15 protein-coding genes are annotated in these 17,859 nt (G+C 74.1%); 8 read left to right on the top strand and 7 right to left on the bottom strand.

Translation table 11 applies throughout. From position 1 onward, the window contains the following. Positions 1 to 8: 8 nt before the first annotated feature. Complete coding sequence (locus ACILQ5_RS20275; RefSeq protein ID WP_395659844.1) at positions 9 to 3,500, bottom strand: BTAD domain-containing putative transcriptional regulator; 3,492 nt, start codon at positions 3,498 to 3,500, stop codon at positions 9 to 11. Positions 3,501 to 3,532: 32 nt separating this feature from the next. After that, positions 3,533 to 4,525, bottom strand: a complete 993-nt coding sequence (locus ACILQ5_RS20270; protein WP_395659843.1) for a glycosyl hydrolase family 18 protein — start codon at positions 4,523 to 4,525, stop codon at positions 3,533 to 3,535. 29 nt (positions 4,526 to 4,554) lie between these two features. Here ACILQ5_RS20270 and ACILQ5_RS20265 point away from each other — a divergent pair, with 29 nt between their 5' ends. Both ACILQ5_RS20265 and ACILQ5_RS20260 read left to right on the top strand, forming a co-directional pair. Then, positions 4,555 to 4,983, top strand: a complete 429-nt coding sequence (locus tag ACILQ5_RS20265) for an NUDIX domain-containing protein (protein WP_395659842.1) — start codon at positions 4,555 to 4,557, stop codon at positions 4,981 to 4,983. Then, a complete protein-coding gene (locus ACILQ5_RS20260) occupies positions 4,980 to 5,708 on the top strand; it encodes a sulfite exporter TauE/SafE family protein (RefSeq protein ID WP_395659841.1) in 729 nt (242 codons plus the stop codon). Before ACILQ5_RS20265 ends, ACILQ5_RS20260 begins: the two co-directional genes overlap by 4 nt. 8 nt (positions 5,709 to 5,716) lie before the next feature. Here the strand turns inward: ACILQ5_RS20260 and ACILQ5_RS20255 are convergent, their stop codons facing one another. After that, a complete protein-coding gene (locus ACILQ5_RS20255; protein WP_395659840.1) occupies positions 5,717 to 6,508 on the bottom strand; it encodes a thioesterase family protein in 792 nt (263 codons plus the stop codon). Between the two features lie 50 nt (positions 6,509 to 6,558). On the opposite strand from ACILQ5_RS20255, the gene ACILQ5_RS20250 reads away from it, so the two are divergent. From ACILQ5_RS20250 to ACILQ5_RS20230, 5 genes are read left to right on the top strand one after another with little or no spacing between them, the layout of a single operon-like run. Beyond that, complete coding sequence (locus ACILQ5_RS20250) at positions 6,559 to 7,497, top strand: SMP-30/gluconolactonase/LRE family protein (protein ID WP_395659839.1); 939 nt, start codon at positions 6,559 to 6,561, stop codon at positions 7,495 to 7,497. Between the two features lie 19 nt (positions 7,498 to 7,516). Next, complete coding sequence (gene dxs / locus ACILQ5_RS20245; protein ID WP_395659838.1) at positions 7,517 to 9,421, top strand: 1-deoxy-D-xylulose-5-phosphate synthase; 1,905 nt, start codon at positions 7,517 to 7,519, stop codon at positions 9,419 to 9,421. Beyond that, positions 9,402 to 10,595 (top strand): peptidase MA family metallohydrolase, encoded by a 1,194-nt coding sequence (locus ACILQ5_RS20240; RefSeq protein WP_395659837.1) that lies wholly within the window; start codon positions 9,402 to 9,404, stop codon positions 10,593 to 10,595. Before dxs ends, ACILQ5_RS20240 begins: the two co-directional genes overlap by 20 nt. 17 nt (positions 10,596 to 10,612) lie before the next feature. Then, entirely contained in the window at positions 10,613 to 11,101 is a 489-nt protein-coding gene (locus ACILQ5_RS20235; RefSeq protein ID WP_395659836.1) for a DNA polymerase ligase N-terminal domain-containing protein, read from the top strand. A gap of 43 nt (positions 11,102 to 11,144) precedes the next feature. Further along, positions 11,145 to 12,065 carry a homocysteine S-methyltransferase family protein gene (locus ACILQ5_RS20230; protein WP_395659835.1) on the top strand — a complete coding sequence of 307 codons (921 nt, stop codon included), beginning with the start codon at positions 11,145 to 11,147 and terminating at the stop codon, positions 12,063 to 12,065. Positions 12,066 to 12,069: 4 nt separating this feature from the next. Here ACILQ5_RS20230 and ACILQ5_RS20225 read toward each other — a convergent pair whose 3' ends face one another. Next, positions 12,070 to 14,163, bottom strand: coding sequence for a SpoIIE family protein phosphatase (locus ACILQ5_RS20225; RefSeq protein WP_395659834.1), 2,094 nt, complete (start codon positions 14,161 to 14,163; stop codon positions 12,070 to 12,072). A 47-nt stretch (positions 14,164 to 14,210) separates the two neighbouring features. Between ACILQ5_RS20225 and ACILQ5_RS20220 the strand changes: the two genes are divergently transcribed. Next, a complete protein-coding gene (locus ACILQ5_RS20220) occupies positions 14,211 to 14,573 on the top strand; it encodes a hypothetical protein (protein ID WP_395659833.1) in 363 nt (120 codons plus the stop codon). A gap of 91 nt (positions 14,574 to 14,664) precedes the next feature. On the opposite strand, the gene ACILQ5_RS20215 is transcribed toward ACILQ5_RS20220, so the two are convergent. The 3 genes from ACILQ5_RS20215 to ACILQ5_RS20205 form a co-directional block, all read right to left on the bottom strand. Then, a complete protein-coding gene (locus tag ACILQ5_RS20215; RefSeq protein ID WP_395659832.1) occupies positions 14,665 to 15,894 on the bottom strand; it encodes a DUF222 domain-containing protein in 1,230 nt (409 codons plus the stop codon). Between the two features lie 177 nt (positions 15,895 to 16,071). After that, complete coding sequence (locus ACILQ5_RS20210; protein ID WP_395659831.1) at positions 16,072 to 17,253, bottom strand: IS30 family transposase; 1,182 nt, start codon at positions 17,251 to 17,253, stop codon at positions 16,072 to 16,074. 348 nt (positions 17,254 to 17,601) lie between these two features. Then, the coding region (locus tag ACILQ5_RS20205; protein WP_395659830.1) for a CoA-transferase at positions 17,602 to 17,859 on the bottom strand (258 nt) is incomplete at its 5' end.

Genomic DNA, 17,859 nt, shown 5'->3' with positions numbered 1-17,859 from the left:
GGCCGGGGTCAGAACCCGAACCGCTCCCGCTCCCGGCGGACCCAGTCGGCCGCCAGCGGGACGTCCCAGGCGGCGCACAGCTCCTCCGCACGGTCGGCGTGCCGGGCGGCGAGGGCGTCCTCGCCGGTCGCGTGCGCGGCCATCGCCAGGAACATGTCGACCGGGCCGATCGCGGTGCCCGACCCGGCGCACGCCGGCCGCCCCTCGAGCCCGATCAGCCGCTCGTACGCCGTCGCGGCGAGCTCGCGCTCACCGAGGTAGCACGCGGCCTCGGCGCCCATGCTCCAGGCCATGGGGGAGTACCAGGTGTCGCTCAGCATGCCCTCGTCGATCCCGTCGCGGTGCGTGGCGACGTACGCCCGGGCCTTGTCGAGGTGACCGGTGCGGCACTGGACCGCCGCGACCGACGTGGCGATGGGGAGGAAGGTGTTGCCGTCCATCGACTCCATCGCAACGACCAACTCGTCGTCGCGACCCTGCCAGAGCAGCAGCATGAGGAACGCCCCGGCGACGGCCTCGTCGTAGCCGGTGATGGAGACGATGTCGCCGATCTCCCGCATGTGGTCGATGACCTTCTCGACCTGCTCGAACCCCCCGCGCATCGCCGACCAGGAGACCTCCAGGGAGTCCAGCACCAGCTGCGCGTAGATGTGCCGCAGCCGGTCGGCCTCGGCCCGCGCGAGCGCCATCGCCTCGTCCAGCAGCGCGACCTCGCCGAGCTCCCCGGCGGCCACCGCCTGCATGGTGAGCGACGAGGCCAGGCTGATGCCGTCCCCCAGCTCACGGGCCAGCGCCACGGCCTCGGTGGTGAGCTCGAGCCGCCACTGCGCCGTACCGCCGCGCCAGACCGCGATGGCGGAGTTGAGGCACGCGGCGAGCGTCAACTCGGGGTCGTCGAGGCGGCGGGCCATGGCCACCGCCTCGGCGCACAGCGCCTCGCGCTCGGTCGGGGTCGAGCCGTAGTAGATCTCCCCGGCGAGCGCGAGCATCACCCGGCAGCGGTGCGGGTCGTCACCGGGCGGCAGCCGGTCCAGCGCCCGGCGCAGCGCGTCGACCACGAACGGGTCGACCTCGGCGTGGGCCGAGGACTGCCACAGCGCCCCGGTGCTGGTCATGATGCCGGCGGTGACGAGCAGGTCCACGTCGTCGAGCTCGTCGGCCACCTCGACAGCCTCGTGCGTGACGCCGCGCAGCTCGATCCAGCGCCCGGCGCGGCGCAGTACGTCGGCCAGGTCGGTCAGCAGCTCGAACCGGGCACGGTCGTCGGAGCCGGTGTCCTCGTCCTGGGCACGCAGCGCGTGCTCCAGCATCTCCAGCGCCTCGACGTAGGCGTACACCTCGGTCGCGGACCGGGCGGCGGACCGTGCGGCCCGCCACGCCTCGCCGACGTGGCGAGGTCCCGCGGCCAGCCAGTGCCGGGCGATCTCGGCCTCGTGCCCGCGTCGCGCGCCCAGCGCCGCGGCCGCCCGGGCGTGCACCCGGGCCTGACGGGAGGCGGCCAGGCTGCTCAGCACGGTGTCGCGGACCAGGGCGTGGGTGAACCGGAACCGGTCGACGCCGTCCTCGTCCACCAGCCCGGCCGCCAGGGCGGGGTCGAGCAGGTCGAGGACGTCGTCCTCGGCCGCGCCGACCGTGTCGGCCAGGGTGCCGAGCTCGAAGATCCGGCCGAGGACGCTCGCCGCCTGGAGGAGGTCGCGGGTGCCGGGGTCGAGCTGGGCGAGCCGTCGCAGGAGCACCTCGTGGACCGCGGCCGGCGGCTGCGGCTCGGCCATCAGCGCGCCGAGGTCGCCGCGGTCCCGGGCCAGGCGGGCGTACTCGACGAGGAAGAAGGGGTTGCCCTCGGTACGCCGCCGCAGCGCCTCGACGTCCGGCCCGGTGGGCTCGGCCTCGGAGATCTGCCGGAAGACCTGGGCGGTCGCCTCCTCCGAGATGCCCCGCAGCTGGAGCCGCAGCGCGTGCTTGCGGGCCAGCGCCTCGGCGACCTCGGCCAGGGCGCCCTCGGGCGGCGGGTGCTCGCGCCAGGTGGTGATCACCATCAGCCGCGGCACCGGACCGTCGGCGACCGCCGCCTCCGTGAGCAGCCGCAGCACGCGCAGGCTCGAGGTGTCCGCCCAGTGCAGGTCGTCGAGCACCAGCAGCAGCGGCGCGGTGACAGCCGCTGCGAGCACCCGCTCGACCACCGACTCCCAGGCGCGGAACGCGGCTCCGCTGTCCTCGCCCTCGCCGGTGCCGGCGGCACCGCCGCTGGGCAGCTCCGAGCCGAGCCGCTCCAGGACAGTCGCCCACGGCCACAGCGCCGGCGCTCCGTCGTCCTGGGAGCAGCGGCCCCACGCGATCACGACCCCGCGGTCGGCGGCGTACGTCGCCGCCTCGATCGCCAGCCGGCTCTTGCCGATCCCGGGGTCGCCGGTGAGCGCGACGAACGCCGGCCCGCGCTCGGCGCCGGCGACCACGTCGTCGACGAGCCCGGTGAGGGCCGCGAGCTCCTCGTCCCGGCCGGCGAGCGACCAGCCCCACAGGGTCGGGAAGGGGAGCGGCGACGGGTCGTCGCCGGCGGTCCGCGCCGCCAGGGGCGCCGTGGAGGGAGGTCCGGACGCAGATCCGGACGCAGATCCGGACGCAGATCCGGGCGCGGCCCCGGACGCCGGCCCGGGTCCCGGTCCGACCGCCTCCGCGGCCCGGACCGCGGGCGGCATCTCCTGCCGCAGCACCGCGGTCTGGACGGCGCGCAGGTCCGGACCGGGCTCGAGGCCGAGCTCCTCGTCGAGGACGTCGCGCACCTGTTGCAGCACCGCCAGCGCGTCGGCCTGACGGCCGGAGCCGGCCAGCGCGAGCGCGCGCAGCGCCCAGGCCCGCTCGCGCAGCGGGTGCTGGCGCGTCAGCGCGTCGAGCTCGGCGGCGACCGTCGCGTGCAGGCCGAGGAGGACACCGGCCGCGGCCCGGTCCTCCGCCGCCAGCAGGCGCAGCTCCTCCAGCCGGGCCCGCTCGGCCTCCGCGGCGGGGACGTCGCCGAGGTCGGCGTACGGCGAGCCGCGCCAGAGCGCCAGCGCGTCCTCGAGCTCGTGGTGCAGTTGGTCGAGGACGCCTGCGTCGGGGGCGCCGGCCGGCAGCGGACGACCGCGGCACAGGGCGTCGGCGAGCGGCGCGACCACGCCGTGGGCAGCGGCGACGACCGCCTCGAAGGCGGCCGAGTCGACGTCCGCCTCGGGGATCCGCAGGGCGTACCCGGGCTGCTCGGTCACCAGCAGGGTGCCGCCGCCCCGGGTGGTGCGGCCGGGCTCGAGGACCCGGCGCAGCCCGGCGACGTACCCCTGGAGGGTCCCGGCGACGCCGGGCGGCGGGTTCCCGTGCCAGACGAGGTCGGCGATCGTGTCGACCGCGACCGCGCGTCCGTGGTGCAGGGCGAGCGCCGCCAGCAGGGCGCGCTGCTTGGGGCCGCCGAGGTTGACCGGCCCGGAGGTGTCGTCGGCCACGGTGGTGCCGAGGACGCCGATCCGCATGCGGGAAGGATAGGGATGTCGGGCGCAGCCTGTCAGCGAAGCGTGTCCGCCGACCCGATCCGCCAGACCGCGAGCCCGCGGATCCCGGCCTCGCGGGCCAGGTCGACGCGCAGCGCGTAGGAGCGCCGGTCCGACCACCAGACGACGGTGCCGTCGGAGAGCCGCGCGGTCCACTCGCCGATGCCGGCGCGCCAGTGCGGGGTCGCGCCGTCGCGGTGCACGATCCCGCGGGCCTGCCGCACGCCGAGGCTGCGGCCGGTGCCGTGGCGCGGCCAGGTGTAGCCGTAGCCGGCGACGCCGAGCTGCACCTGCTCGGGCGGTACGACGGTCAGCAGGGCGTCAAGCGCGTCGCGCTGCCAGGGCAGGGCGCCGATCGGGCCGGGGCCCGACCAACCCGGACCGTGCTGGTCGTAGGTCATCAGGTCGACCACGTCCACGGTCGCGGCGAGGTCGGCGAGCCGGTAGCCGCGCTGCTCGTAGCCGTCCACCGAGGTCGACGCGCTGATGTCGATCGACACGGTGCGCTCGGCCGGCATCCGGTCCTGGAGGGCCTGGGCGAAGTCGACCAGCCCCGGACCGTCGTCGGCCCGCACCAGCTCCAGGTCGATGTTGATCCCGTCCCAGCCCTGGTCGGTCACGAAGCCGGCGAGCCGGTCGGCTACCCGGCCGATCTTGCGCGGCGAGGAGAGCAGGGCGTGGTTGCGGTGCGGGTCGAAGTCGCCGGTGGCGTTGCTGTAGTTGCTGATCAGCAGCTCGGTGGCGAGCTCCTGCTCGTGCCCGGTGGCGCGCAGCGCGAGGGCGCCGTCGGACGGGGCGCTCACCCCGCCGCCGTCGGCGGCGAGCGTGACGCCGGCGACGCTGAGCGTGGTGATCCCGCCGGCGTTGCGCTCGACGAGCGTGGGGGTCGAGGAGTCCAGCGCCCACCCGGTCACCTCGAGCCCCTCGGGGACCTGCGCGTGCGCCGGGTCGGGGCCGAGCAGTGCTAGGGCAGCGATGGAGGACAGGAGCAGGGCACCGAGACGCATGGGGCCACTCTGCCGCTAGCGTGGCGTGCGTGCACCGGTTCTCCTCCGTTCTCCTCGTGGACCGGCGGGGGTGGCTGCTGCTGCAGGAGCGCGACGAGCACCCGGTCATCGACCCGGACAAGTGGGGACTGGTCGGCGGGCACGTCGACGACGGCGAGGACTTCGAGCCGGCGGCGTACCGCGAGCTGGCCGAGGAGACCGGCCTGGTGCTCGCGCCGGGCACGCTGCGCCTGTTCCGTGAGATCGAGGTCTTCCACGAGGGGTACGGCACCCTCGACACCGCGCAGATCTGGTACGCCGGCACCGACTGCTCCGACGCCGACGTGGTCGCGAGCGAGGGCCGGCAGATCGTGTTCGTCCCGCCCGAGCGGGCGCGCGGCCTCGACCTGGCGGCGTCGGCCGCGGTCGTCGTCCCGGCGTTCCTGGACTCGGAGGAGTACCGGGAGCTGGTCGCGTGACCGGTGGTCTCGGTCCGGGCGTCTTCGCGCTCGTGTTCCTCGCGGTGCTCGCCGGGTCGACGGTGCAGGCGGTGGTCGGCCTCGGGATCGGTCTGGTCGCCGCGCCGGTGATCACGCTGCTGGCGCCCGAGCTGATGCCCGGCGTGCTCATCTGCCTGGCGTTCGTGCTCCCCGTGATCACCCTGGCCGAGGAGCGCCGCGACATCGACTGGCACGGGCTCAACTGGTCGCTGCCGTCCCGGGTGCTCGGCACCGTCGTCGGGGTGTGGGTGGTCACGACGTTCACCACCGACCAGCTCGGGGTGCTCATCGGGACGATGGTGCTGCTCGCGGTCCTGGTGACCTGGCACGCCGTCGAGGTCCCGGTCAACCGCGGGACGCTCAGCGCCGCCGGGTTCGTGGGCGGGGTGACCGGCACGGCGACGTCGATCGGCGGGCCGCCGTTCGCGCTGCTCTACCAGCACCGCCCGCCGCGGCAGATCCGGACCACGATGGCCGTGTACTTCCTCGTCGGCGCGGCGATCAGCCTGGTCGGCCTGACCGTCTCCGGCGACCTGACCCGCCACGAGGTCGCCGTCGGCGCGCTGCTCCTCCCCGCCGTCGTCCTCGGGGTGGTCCTCGGCTCGCCGCTGCGCCGCCGGCTGCCGACCCACCGGGTCCGCACCGCCGTGCTGGCCGTCTCCGCCGCGTCGGCGCTGGTGCTGGTCGTCCGGTCGCTGGCCTGAGCCGGGCGTCAGAGCCCGGCGCCGGGGCGGACGGTGAGCGACTGGCTGCTGGTGCCGATCGGGCCGGTCTCGTCGTGCACGACGCTGTGGGTCAGGCCGAGACCGTCCGCGCCGAAGGTGACCGCGGTGTCGAAGCCGACCCAGGCGCCGCGCGGCTCGGCGACCAGGTGCGCGGTGAGGTCGACGTTGGGGAAGGCGACCGTCCGGGGGTCGGCGAGCACGGTCATCCCGTTGGCGATGTCGAGCAGCCCGGCGGTCGCGGCCAGCCGGCTCACCTCGCGGTCCGCGACCAGGGGGACCGGCGTGCGCACCCAGAACGTCGCCCGGCCCGGGGCGACCTGGCGCCGCCGTACCTCCACCGAGGCGATGAAGCCACCCGGCCACACCGTCGTCGGGTCCCAGGGCTCGTGCTCCTCCGGGCCGGGTACGGCGGCGAGGCCGGTGCCCTGCAGCGCCCCGGTGTCCCGCGGCTGGAGCAGCCAGGCGCGGAGCACGACCACGGCCCGGCCGGCGTGGACCAGCGTCGCCTCGACCAGCTCGACGGTCCGTCCCGGGCGGAGCACCCGGACGGCGACGTCGACCTCGGCCACGGGGACGGTCCCGAGGATGTCGAAGGAGAGCCGGCTGACGCGCAGGCGGTCCTCCGGGCGGTCGCCGCGGCGCGTGTCACGGTCGGTCTCGACCGCGTGCACGAGCAGGCCGAGGGCGGGGGCGATGTGCTGGGTGCCGGCCTCCCAGGCGCCGCCGACGTGCTCGGTGGCGCGGAAGGTGTGCTCCCCGGTCTGCTCGAAGTAGGCCATCGCGGCCCGATGCTGCCACGCGGGTGGTCGCCGCGTGGTAGACGTGCCTCATGAGCGACCTCACCGTCATCCCCGTCCCCGGCCCCGGTGCGGAGGACGTCGTCGTCGGCGGCCCCGGCGCCGACGAGGGGGCGGTGTTCACCGGGACCGAGGACGGCAGCATCTTCCGGGTCAGCCACGACGGGCGGCGCATCGACCGCGTCGCCCACACCGGTGGCCGCCCCCTCGGGATCGAGATCGACCTCGACGGCCGGCTGCTGGTCTGCGACGCGCACCGGGGCGTGCTGCGGGTCGACACCCGGTCCGGGGCGGTCGAGGCGGTCACCGACCGGATCGGCCGCGCCCCGATGATGTTCTGCAACAACGCCGCGATCGCGACCGACGGCACCGTCTGGTTCACCGACTCCTCCACCCGGTTCGGGATCGAGCAGTGGAAGGACGACTTCGTCCAGGACACCCGCACCGGCCGGCTCGCGCGGATGGGGTCCGACGGCGTCCCGGAGGTGGTCCTCGACGGGCTGGCGTTCGCGAACGGCGTCGCGCTGGCCGCCGACGAGTCGTACGTCGCCGTCGCCGAGACCGGCGCCCGGACGGTGGTCCGCTGGTGGCTCACGGGCCCGAGGGCCGGGACCCGCGACCTCCTGGTCGGCGACCTCCCCGGCTACCCCGACAACATCGCGCGGGGGAGCGACGGGCTGGTCTGGGTGTCGATCGCCAGCCCGACCGACCCGGTCGTGGAGCGCCTGCAGCGGGCCCCGGTCCCCGTGCGCAAGGCGGTCACCAAGATCCCCGAGCGGCTGCAGCCGAAGCCGAAGCGCACCGTCCGCGTCCAGGCGTACGACGACGCCGGCTCGCTCGTGCACGACCTCGACCTGCCGGGCGACCGACCGGGCGCGTCGTACCACATGGTGACCGGCGTCCGGGAGCACGACGGGCGGGTCTGGATGGGCAGCCTGCACGAGCCGGCGATCGCGGTCGTCTCGCTCTGAACACGTAGACTCGACCCTCATGGGCATCCTCGACTCGATCACCTCGCCGCGCGACCTGCGCGACCTCAGCGACGCCCAGCTCGACGCGTTGGCGACCGAGATCCGGGACCTGCTGATCCGCACGGTCGCGACCAACACCGGGCACCTCGGGCCCAACCTCGGGGTCGTCGAGCTGACGCTGGCGATCCACCGGGTCTTCGACTCGCCCCGCGACCGGATCGTCTTCGACACCGGCCACCAGTCCTACGTGCACAAGCTCGTCACCGGCCGCGCGGCGACGTTCGGCACGCTGCGGCGTGAGGGCGGCCTCAGCGGCTACCCCAGCCAGGCCGAGTCCGACCACGACATCGTCGAGAACTCCCACGCCTCGACCGCGCTCAGCTACGCCGACGGCCTGGCCAAGGCCTACACGATCCGGGGCGAGGACCGGCACGTCGTCGCGGTGATCGGCGACGGGGCACTCACCGGCGGCATGGCTTGGGAGGCGCTCAACAACATCGCGATCGCCCCGCGCAGCCGGCTGGTGATCGTCGTCAACGACAACGGCCGCTCCTACACGCCCACGATCGGCGGCCTCGCCACGGCGCTCACCGCGCTGCGCACCAACCCGCGCTACGAGAACGTCCTCGACATGGTCAAGCGCCGGCTCAACGCCGTCCCGGGCGTCGGGCCGGCGGCGTACGACGCCCTGCACGCGATGAAGAAGGGTCTCAAGGACGCGCTCGCGCCCCAGGGCCTCTTCGAGGACCTCGGCCTGAAGTACGTCGGGCCGGTCGACGGCCACGACCGGGCCGCGATGGAGCACGTGCTGGCGCAGGCCAAGAAGTTCAACGGCCCCGTGATCGTGCACGCGCTCACCCGCAAGGGCTACGGCTACGACCCGGCCGAGCGCCACGAGGCCGACCAGTTCCACGCGCCCGGCCCGTTCGACGTCCAGACCGGCGCCGAGAAGCCCAAGGGCCGGATCTGGACCGACCACTTCGCCGAGACCATGGTCGAGATCGGCCACCGCCGGCCCGACGTCGTCGCGATCACCGCGGCGATGATGCACCCGGTGGGCCTCGACAAGTTCCAGGCCCGGTTCCCGGACCGCACCTTCGACGTCGGCATCGCCGAGCAGCACGCGGCGACCTCGGCCGCCGGTCTCGCGCTCGGCGGCCTGCACCCGGTCGTCGCGGTCTACGCCACGTTCCTCAACCGCGCCTTCGACCAGGTCCTCATGGACGTCGCGCTGCACCGCTGCGGCGTCACCTTCGTGCTCGACCGGGCCGGCGTCACCGGCGACGACGGCGCCAGCCACAACGGCATGTGGGACATGTCGGTCCTCCAGGTCGTCCCCGGCCTGCGGCTCGCGGCCCCCCGCGACGCCACCCGGCTCCACGAGCTGGTCAACGAGGCGGTCGAGGTCGACGACGCCCCGACCGTGGTGCGGTTCCCGAAGGGCCCGCCGCCGGCGGACATCGAGGCCGTCGACCGGGTCGGCGGGGTGGACGTGCTGGTGCGCAAGGGCACCAAGGACGTGCTGGTCGTCGCGGTCGGGTCGATGGCGACCACCGCCGTCGACGTCGCCGACCGGCTGGTTGCGCAGGGCATCGGCGTCACGGTCGTCGACCCGCGCTGGGTGAAGCCGGTCGACCCGGCCGTCGTCGAGCTCGCCCGCGAGCACCGGCTGGTCGTCAGCATCGAGGACAACGGCGAGACCGGCGGCTGCGGCGCGGTGTTGCTCCAGACCCTCAACGCCGCCGGCGTGCACACGCCGTTCCGCCTGCACGGCATCCCGCAGGAGTTCCTGGGGCACGCCAAGCGCGACGTTATCCTGGAGCGGATCGGCCTGACCGCGCAGGCGCTGGCCCTGGGCATCGTGGAGGACATGACCTCGCTGGCCGACGGTCGTTCTCCCATCGATGCCGAGCAGACGAGCTAGCACCCTCCTCGCCACCGCCGCACTCCTCCTGGCGGGCCTCTCCGGCTGCTCGGACGCGGACGGGTCGCCGGACGCCACGGCGACGCCGCCCGACGTCGCGCGGGCCGTCGCCCGGACCCTCGACGCCCGCGCCCACGCCGTGCTGCACGGCGACGCCGCGCGCTTCGAGCACCTCCTCGCCGGCGGCCCCGGCTTCCGCGCCGCGCAGCGGACCTGGTTCGGCAACCTGACCCAGCTCCCGGTCGCGCGGCTGCGCTACCGCGTCCACCCCGACAGCCTGGTCCGCGAGGGGGACCGCTACTCGGTGGTCGCCGACGTCGAGCTCGAGCTGGACGGGTACGACGCCGGCCCGGTCGTGGCGCCCGGCCGGTTCGCGTTCCGGGCGGTCCCGCACCACCCCTCCCGCTTCCGGCTCACCGGCGCCGACCTCGCCGACCCGCAGCCGTGGGACCTCGGCCCCGTCGAGGTGCGTGAGGGCGACGGCGTGCTCGGTGTCTTCGACGCGGGCAGCGTCGCCGACGCCCCCGGGCTGGTCGCCTCGGTCGAGAGCGGGATCGCGAGCGTGGCGGCGCAGGTGCCCTACGACTGGAGCCGCTCGGTCGTGGTCTACGCGCTCTCGGACCCCACCTTCCTCGACGGGCTTCAGGACGTCCCCGGGGACGACCCGGAGGACCTGGACGCCGTCGCGTTCCCGGTCGGTGACAGCACCCGCGTCGCGCTGAACCCGCGGATGCTGGACGAGGCCGGGGCCGAGCGGGACCGGCTGGTGCGTCACGAGCTCACCCACGTCGCGGTCGGCACCCACGACGACGACGTCCCGGTCTGGCTGTCGGAGGGGCTCGCCGAGTACGTCTCGGTCCGCCCGCTGGCCCCGCAGGACCGCCGGATCCCCGAGGCCGCGGTCGCGGCGGCCGAGGCCGGCGTCGACGACCTCCCGGACGACGCGTCCTTCAACGACGACGACTCCGAGGCGCACTACGGCCTGGCCTGGTGGGCGGTGGAGTCCCTCGCCGACTCCTTCGGTCCCAGCGGCCCCTGGCAGCTGCTCGACGCACTGGCCGAGCCGGGAGCGGACCCCGACGAGGTGCTGCGCGACCGGTTCGGGACCAGCATGCACCAGCTCGCCGAGGAGGCGGACCGGCTGATCCTCTCCCTCTACGCGGCCGGGGGCTGACCGGCGAGGATGGGGGCATGGACGCTCCGCGGCGCTTCGTGGTCCAGCGGCACCGCGCCACCCACCTCCACTACGACCTGCGGTTCGAGATCGACGGTGTGCTGGCGAGCTGGGCGGTCCCGAAGGGACCGACCCTCGACCCCGAGGCGCGGCGGCTCGCGGTGCACGTGGACGACCACGAGATGGAGCACCTCGGCTTCGAGGGGGTCACCTCCTCTGCCGGGGACCGCAGGCGTGACGTCGTCGTGTGGGACACCGGCACGTGGGAGCCGGTCCACACCGACGACCCCGCCGCCGCGGTGCGCGCCGGCGAGCTGCACGCCGAGGTGCACGGCGAGAAGCTGCGGGGACGGCTGGTGCTGGTCCGGCGCGGCGAGGACGAGAGGCGGTGGCTGCTGCTCCACAAGCGCGACGAGCACGCCGTCGTCGGCTGGAACCCCGAGGACCACCCGCGGTCGGTGCTGAGCGGGCTCACCAACGACGAGCTGCCCGTCGACCCGTCCTGAGCGGGACGGTGACGGCGCGCCGCCGGTGCGGCATCATCACGAGATGCCGATCGAGAGCTTCCTCCCCGCCGCTGGCTACGTCAGCGACGGCGGTCTGGAGACCGACCTGGTCTTCCACCACGGGATGGAGCTGCCCGAGTTCGCGTCGTTCCCGCTCCTCGAGCACGAGCACGGCCGGGCGCTGCTGCGCGGCTACTACGACGGGTACGCCGAGGTCGCCCGCCGCGCGGGCGCGGCCCTCACGCTCGAGTCGCCGACCTGGCGGGCCAACCCCGACTGGGGCGCGCGGCTCGGCTACGACGCCGCCGGCCTCGACCGCGCGAACACCGCGGCGATCGGCTTCCTCCGGGCGCTGCGCGAGGAGTACGCCGACCTGCCGGACGTCCGCATCATCGGGGCGGTCGGGCCGCGCGGCGACGGCTACGTCGCCGGCGAGCGGGCCGACCCCGACGAGGCGGCGGACTACCACGCACCCCAGGTCGAGGCGATGGGGCGGGCCGGGGCCGACGTGGTCGCGGCGTACACGCTCACCGGCCCCGAGGAGGGGATCGGCGTGGTCCGCGCGGCCCGGTCGGCCGGCGTCCCGGTGCTGGTCGGGTTCACCGTCGAGACCGACGGCCGGCTGCCCGACGGGACCACGCTGCGGGCCGCGGTCGAGCGCGTCGACGACGCCGACGCGCCGGACGGGTTCGTCGTCAACTGCGCCCACCCGACCCACATCGCGCCCGGTCTGGCCGCGGGCGACTGGCTGGCGCGGATCGTCCAGGTGAACCCGAACGCCTCCACGCAGTCGCACACCGAGCTCGACGCCGCCGAGGAGCTCGACGAGGGCGACCTGGGCCTGCTCGCGAGCTCGTACGACGAGCTGCGACCGCTGCTGCCCGGGCTGCGGGTCGTGGGCGGCTGCTGCGGCACCGACGCCCGGCACGTGGCGGCGCTGTGGGGCGTGCCGCACGCAGGCTAGCGGCTCAGGTGCGGCGGATGCCGAGGGCGGCGACGTCGTCGTCGCGGGTGGGGTCGCGGACCTCGTCGACCACCCGGCGGACCAGCTCGCCGAGCGGGACCCGGTCGAGCCGGCGGGCGGCGGTGACGAGCCGGGTGGTGCCGGTGTCGACGTCCTCGCCGCGACGCTCGACGAGGCCGTCGGTGAACAGCAGGGCGGTGTCGCCGGGGCCGAACGGCACCGTCACGACGCTGCGGGTCCCGCCGCCGGCGCCGAGCAGCATGGTGTCGTCGTGCACGACGACCTCGGCTCCGCCGCCGGCTCGGAGCAGGAGCGGGCCGGGGTGCCCGGCACTGATCAGGGTCAGCGTGCCGGCGTCACGGTCGCCGACGCCGTACGCGATGGTGACCAGGTGCTCGAGGCCGAGCCGGTCGAAGACCAGGTCGAGGCCGGCCATCACCGCAGTCGGGTCGGGGTCGAGGGCGATGAGGGTGCGGATCGCCGACCGCATCTGGGCCATCACCGACGCCGCCTGGACGCCGCGGCCCATCACGTCCCCGACGAACACCGCGACCCGGCCGTCCTCGAGGTCGACCACGTCGTAGAAGTCGCCGCCGGCGTCGGTGCGCCCCGAGGGCTGGTAGACGACGGCGGTCTCCCAGCCGGGCAGGTCGGGCAGCCGTTCGGGGAGCACGGCGTGCTGGAGGCTGAGGGCGACGTCACGCAGCTCGGAGTGGAGCTGGGCGTTGTCGATCGCCACGGCGGCGCGCCGCGCGAGGTCCTCGCCGAACGCGCGGTCGTCGGCGTCGAAGCGCCGGCTGCCCTCGCCGGCCATCCACATGATGGCGCCGAGCACCCGGTCGCCGACCGCCAGCGGGCAGATGAGCATGCTGCGCGGCGCGAGCAGCCGGAGCAGTCGCAGGTGCTCCTCGTCGGTGGCTCGGATGGCCAGCATCTCGTCGGTGATCTCCGGGATCAGCACCGACTGGCCGGTGTGCACCACCTCGTAGGGACCGGCCGGGGCGTCGGGCTCGGGCGGGTACCGGGTCTGGACCTCCTCGACGAGCGGCGCGATGCCGGGGTCGGCGTGCGCGACCGCGATCGTGCGCAGCCGGTCGTCGTCGACGACGCCGATGGCGCACCAGTCCGCGAACCACGGCACGGCCGCCTCCGCGACCGCCGCGAGGGTGGTCTCGTAGTCGAGCTCGCCGGAGAGCCGGGCGCTCACCTCGGCGAGGAACGACAGCTTCGACTCGCGGTCGGCCGCCTCGGACTGCGCCCGGATCCGGTCGATGGCGTGCGCCGCCATGTCGGCGAGCAGGGTGAGGAACAGCAGCTCGGGGGCGTCGAAGCGCCGTCGTCCCGGGAACGACATCGTGACGACGCCGAGCTCGCGGTCGCCCACGACGAGCGGCAGGCAGACCATCGACCGTTCGCCCTCGGCCGCGCGCTCGAGGTCGGGGTAGCGGGCCGTGATCTCGTCGCGGCCCACCAGCACGAGGGGACGCCCGCTGCGCAACGCGTCCGCCGCCGGCGTACCGCCGCGGCGGGGGTACGCCGACCAGCGCGCCGCCACGCCCGCCTGGCCGCCCCGGATGCCCACGAGCGTGAGCGTGTCGTCGTCGACGACCAGCGAGATGGACCCCACCGTGGCGCCGGCCGCGTCGGTCATCTGGTCGGTGACGACGGACGCGACGTCCGCGACCTCCGCCGCCGCCAGTAGGTCGGTGCTGACGCTCGCGAGCCGGTTCAGGCGCCGGGTGAGGATCCGCGCGTGCCGGGGGTCCTCGGCGAGCAGCGCCACCCCCGACACCGCGCCGCCGTCGCGGGTCGGCGACCACGAGGTCACCAGCTCCCGGGGGTGCCCGTCGGCGCAGACCAGCGGGAGCTCGCCGGACCACGACCCGCCCGACAGCACCCGCGCGACGACCTCGTCGGCGGCGCCTCGGTCCGGCTCCGCGAACAGCCGCTCGCGGAGCCGCGCGCCCTCGAGCTCGGCCCGGTCGCCGAGCAGCCGGTCGGCCGCCGGGTTGACGTAGACGATGGCACCGTCCGCGTCGGCCACGACGGCGGCGACCGACAGGTCGTCGAGGAGCCCCGAGGTGGTCTGCCACTCCATGCGCAGATGCTGTCACGCGGGCCCAGCACCCGTGGTCCAATGCCCACATGTCTCGGAACCGTCACGTGGTGACGGGTGTCCTGCTCGGGTGCGGCCTCCTGGTCGCCTCGGTGGTGGTCGCCTTCCTGCTCGGTCGCTCCTCGGCGACCCATGTCGACTGGCAGACCGGCACGGCGCACGTCGGCGCCCGGCAGATCAGCGTCGAGTCCGACGGCTGGACCTACGGCGTCTCGGGCTCCGTGCCGATGTGGTTCGACGCCCGCGGGTCGAGTCACGAGTCGGGCTGGCCGGACTGCCTGGCCGGCGACGTCCGCACGATCTCCGCGCTCCGGTTCGCCGCGGCCGAGGTCGAGGTCGACGGGCTCGGCTACCGGCCGATCGTGGCCGTCGACTGCCGGCCCGCACCGTGAGGACCTGCCTCGACGCCGTCCCACTCAACGGCCTGACCGACGGCCGGGGACATGGGTCTGACCCCGCGGGCCGTGGCCGGCGGGGTCCGGGTCAGGGGGTATGTCGCAGGAGGGGCTCGTCGGGTACGTCGGTCTGCTCAGTGCTGTCTGCCGGGTCATCGGCGGGGGTGTCGGTGACGAAGGGGCTGACGTAGGTGCGGCCCGTCGGGGTGGTCCACACGAACCCGACCCCAGGAACGCGCTGGTAGTCCCAGCCGGCGTGGGTCTTGAGGCGGTGGTGGGTCCGGCAGGCGGGGGCCAGGTTGGAGGAGGCGGTGGGTCCTTCGGGCCAGGGGACCTGGTGCTCGCTGTCGCACCTGCGGGCGGGGCGGGTGCAGCCGGGGAAGCAGCACTGCCGGTCCCGGAGCCCGATCTGTTCCTTCATCACCTCGGTGGGCTCGTAGCAGTCGGTGGACAGCTCGGCGCTCAGGTCGATGACGGGTCGGATGGTGACCTTGGTGCCGGCCCGCTGGCACCAGTCCCGCACGTGCTCGGTGGTGACCGTGGAGCGGGTGTTCTCCACGTCCGCGGACGGCTGGTCGGGGCGGAGGTGGACGTAGACCATCACCTCCACGCTGGACTCACCATCACCATCACCATCACCGGCGCCGAGGAGCCCGGCAGCCATCGACCGACGCACGTCCAACGGCAGCTCGAGGTCCAGGGTCGCGGCCTTCGCCCGGATCTGCTCCTCCAGCGCGACCGCGTCCGCCAGGTCGAGCTCCCCTTCGACGTGGACCAGTCCGTCGGGGGTGGCGTGGTCGAGGTCGATGTCGAACCGGCGCCGTTCCAGCGCGGCCACCCGGCGTTCCTCGGCGGCGTCGGGGTCGTGCTCGGCGCGAGCCTTCTCGACCTGCCGCTCGATCTCGGCGAAGGAGCACCGGTGCGCACACCACGCCAACCGCTGGTCCACCACCGCCGCAGCGTCGGGCGGCAGCGACGTGGTGGCCTGGGCGACCTTCCTCGCCTTCCACACCGCCACCTCACCGGCCACCACCCGAGCCCACAGCCGCGGGAGCCGGTACCGCAGCTCCACCGCGTCCCCCAGCAGGTGCCGGCCCGAGTCCGTGGTCCGGCCGACCGCGAGGGCGAACTCCGCCACCGCCGCCTCGTCGACGGTGGGGGCGCCGTCGCCGGCGATCTGCAGGTCCCGCATCCCGAACTCGATCGAGGTGTCGACCTGCTCGCCCGGGTGCAGGACCACCCAGTCGGTGGCCTGGATCAGCTGCTGGACCTCGAGGTCCGCGATCGCCTCCCGGGTCGCCGCCGCCGCGGTCAGCACCGACTCGGCCGACGGGTCGCGGTGCTGGTCTCGGTGGCGGTGCTGGTCATGGGTCTACTCAAGCACCCGCCACCGACAGTCAGAGGCGAGAATCCCCTGTATCCACAGGGATCTGAGCACCTCAGAGGTAACGATTCGGCATCACGGAGAGACAGTGGAGGATCCCCGGCGGCGGAATCAGGGGGTCGTTGCAACGCCGGTGATGTGTTCTTGGAGCAGGTTAGCTAGGACCTCGCGGGGTGTTTGGTAGTCGAGTCGTTTGCGGGGTCGGTCGTTGAGCTCGTCGGCGATGGCGTCGAGGTGTGCGCGGGTGTGGACCGAGAGGTCGGTGCCTTTGGGGAGGTACTCGCGCAGCAGGCCGTTGGTGTTCTCGTTCGAAGGCCGTTGTTGGGGGCTGTAGGGGTCGGCGAAGTAGACGTTGATCCCGGTGCGATCGGTGATGTCCTTGTGGCGCGCCATCTCGGTGCCGCGGTCCCAGGTCAGGGTCTTGGCGAACCAGGACGGTAGTGCCGACATCTGCTCCACGACCGCGTCGGCGACCTCGGTCGCGGCGTAGCCGTGGGACAGGTGGAGCAGGGTGACGTAGCCCGACGTGCGCTCCACGATGGTCCCGACCGCGCTGTTCGATGCGGTGGAGCCCTTGATCAGGTCGCCCTCGTGGTGTCCGGGCACGAGGCGGTCCTCGACTTCCTCGGGACGCTCATGGATCGATACTGCGTCCACGATCCGGCCGCGGGTCTCACGCTGCCCACGGCGGCGCCTGGTGCCACGTCCGGTGCGCAGGTGCGCCTTGAGCTCGCGGGTCAGCTCACCGCGGGGATAGACGTAGATGGCCTGGTAGATCGTCTCGTGGCTGATCTGCATCTGCTCGTCCTCGGGGTACTCACGCCGCAGCCGGCCTGCGATCTGGTCCGGTGACCATCGCTTGTCCAACAGCCGCTGCACCTCGGCACGCAGCCTCGGGTTCTTGGCCAGCTTCGAGGCCTTGGGGCGACGCTGACGCTGCCAGGCCATCGTATGAGCCCGCTCGGGCTGATACCGGCCGGTGCGCGGGTCGCGGTTGCGGGCCAGCTCGCGGGCGATCGTCGAGGCCGGGCGACCGACCCGGCGGCCGATCTCGCGCACCGAGTGGCCATCGTCGCGCAGCCGGGCGATCTCGTAGCGCTCATCGCGATCGAGGTAGCGGCCGCTGTAGGTCAGATCCGCAGGTCGGTACACGCCCCCGACGCTGTGGTGCAGCAGGTACACGTGACTCTTCGACACGCCGGTGCGACGTGCCACTTCCATCGGACCCAACCCCTGGGCCAACAGGTCCAACAACTCACGACGACGCTCGGGACCGATCCGTTTGCCACCCACGCCAACACTCCTGACAGTCAGGGTGTTGCAACAATCCCTTGACCCTGCCGGCACCAGGTGCCGGAGATCCTCCACTGTCGCCGCCACACCGCGACCCGGGAAGCAACCGCGACCAGAAAGCCCGCCGCCCCGCCTCGTTGCCATGTCGGTCGCAACCCGAGCGGACGGCGAGATGCCGACAGCCACCGCCCTGCCCACCTCCCGGGGTCTCGACAACGCTCGCTGGCGCTCGCTGCTCGACCACCGGACCAGGCGACCGAGAGCCGGGAAACAACCGCGACCAGAAAGCCAGCCGCCCCGCCTCGCTGCCGTCGGTCGCAACCGAAGCCGGCGGCGAGCCACCGACAGTCAGCCCCGCAGCAGCGGGACCGCCAGCCGCCCGGCGAGCTCGTCGTACGACGTCCCGAAAGTCTCGCGCACCACGACGCCGTCGGGGGTGATCTCGAAGGTGGCGAGGTCGGTGTAGACCCGGTCGACGCAGCCGACGCCGGTGAGCGGGTAGGTGCAGTCGGGGACCAGCTTGGGCGTGCCGTCCTTGGCGAGGAGCGTCATCATCACGAACACCCTCTTCGCGCCGATCGCGAGGTCCATGGCGCCGCCGACGGC

Origin of the sequence: Nocardioides sp., from assembly GCF_044226305.1 — a bacterium.
GTDB lineage: Bacteria > Actinomycetota > Actinomycetes > Propionibacteriales > Nocardioidaceae > Nocardioides.
The sequence above is the reverse complement of the archived record's forward strand: the minus strand, read 5'-3'. Positions and strand labels throughout refer to the sequence as shown.

What these genes read in the sequence shown, in the direction of transcription:
- ACILQ5_RS20255 (WP_395659840.1), bottom strand. Translation starts at nt 6,508, where the DNA reads ATGGCCTACTTCGAGCAGACCGGGGAGCACACCTTCCGCGCCACCGAG.
- ACILQ5_RS20235 (WP_395659836.1), top strand. Translation starts at nt 10,613, where the DNA reads ATGGACGCTCCGCGGCGCTTCGTGGTCCAGCGGCACCGCGCCACCCAC.
- ACILQ5_RS20230 (WP_395659835.1), top strand. Translation starts at nt 11,145, where the DNA reads ATGCCGATCGAGAGCTTCCTCCCCGCCGCTGGCTACGTCAGCGACGGC.
- dxs (WP_395659838.1), top strand. Translation starts at nt 7,517, where the DNA reads ATGGGCATCCTCGACTCGATCACCTCGCCGCGCGACCTGCGCGACCTC.
- ACILQ5_RS20275 (WP_395659844.1), bottom strand. Translation starts at nt 3,500, where the DNA reads ATGCGGATCGGCGTCCTCGGCACCACCGTGGCCGACGACACCTCCGGG.
- ACILQ5_RS20225 (WP_395659834.1), bottom strand. Translation starts at nt 14,163, where the DNA reads ATGGAGTGGCAGACCACCTCGGGGCTCCTCGACGACCTGTCGGTCGCC.
- ACILQ5_RS20250 (WP_395659839.1), top strand. Translation starts at nt 6,559, where the DNA reads ATGAGCGACCTCACCGTCATCCCCGTCCCCGGCCCCGGTGCGGAGGAC.
- ACILQ5_RS20220 (WP_395659833.1), top strand. Translation starts at nt 14,211, where the DNA reads ATGTCTCGGAACCGTCACGTGGTGACGGGTGTCCTGCTCGGGTGCGGC.
- ACILQ5_RS20240 (WP_395659837.1), top strand. Translation starts at nt 9,402, where the DNA reads ATGCCGAGCAGACGAGCTAGCACCCTCCTCGCCACCGCCGCACTCCTC.
- ACILQ5_RS20270 (WP_395659843.1), bottom strand. Translation starts at nt 4,525, where the DNA reads ATGCGTCTCGGTGCCCTGCTCCTGTCCTCCATCGCTGCCCTAGCACTG.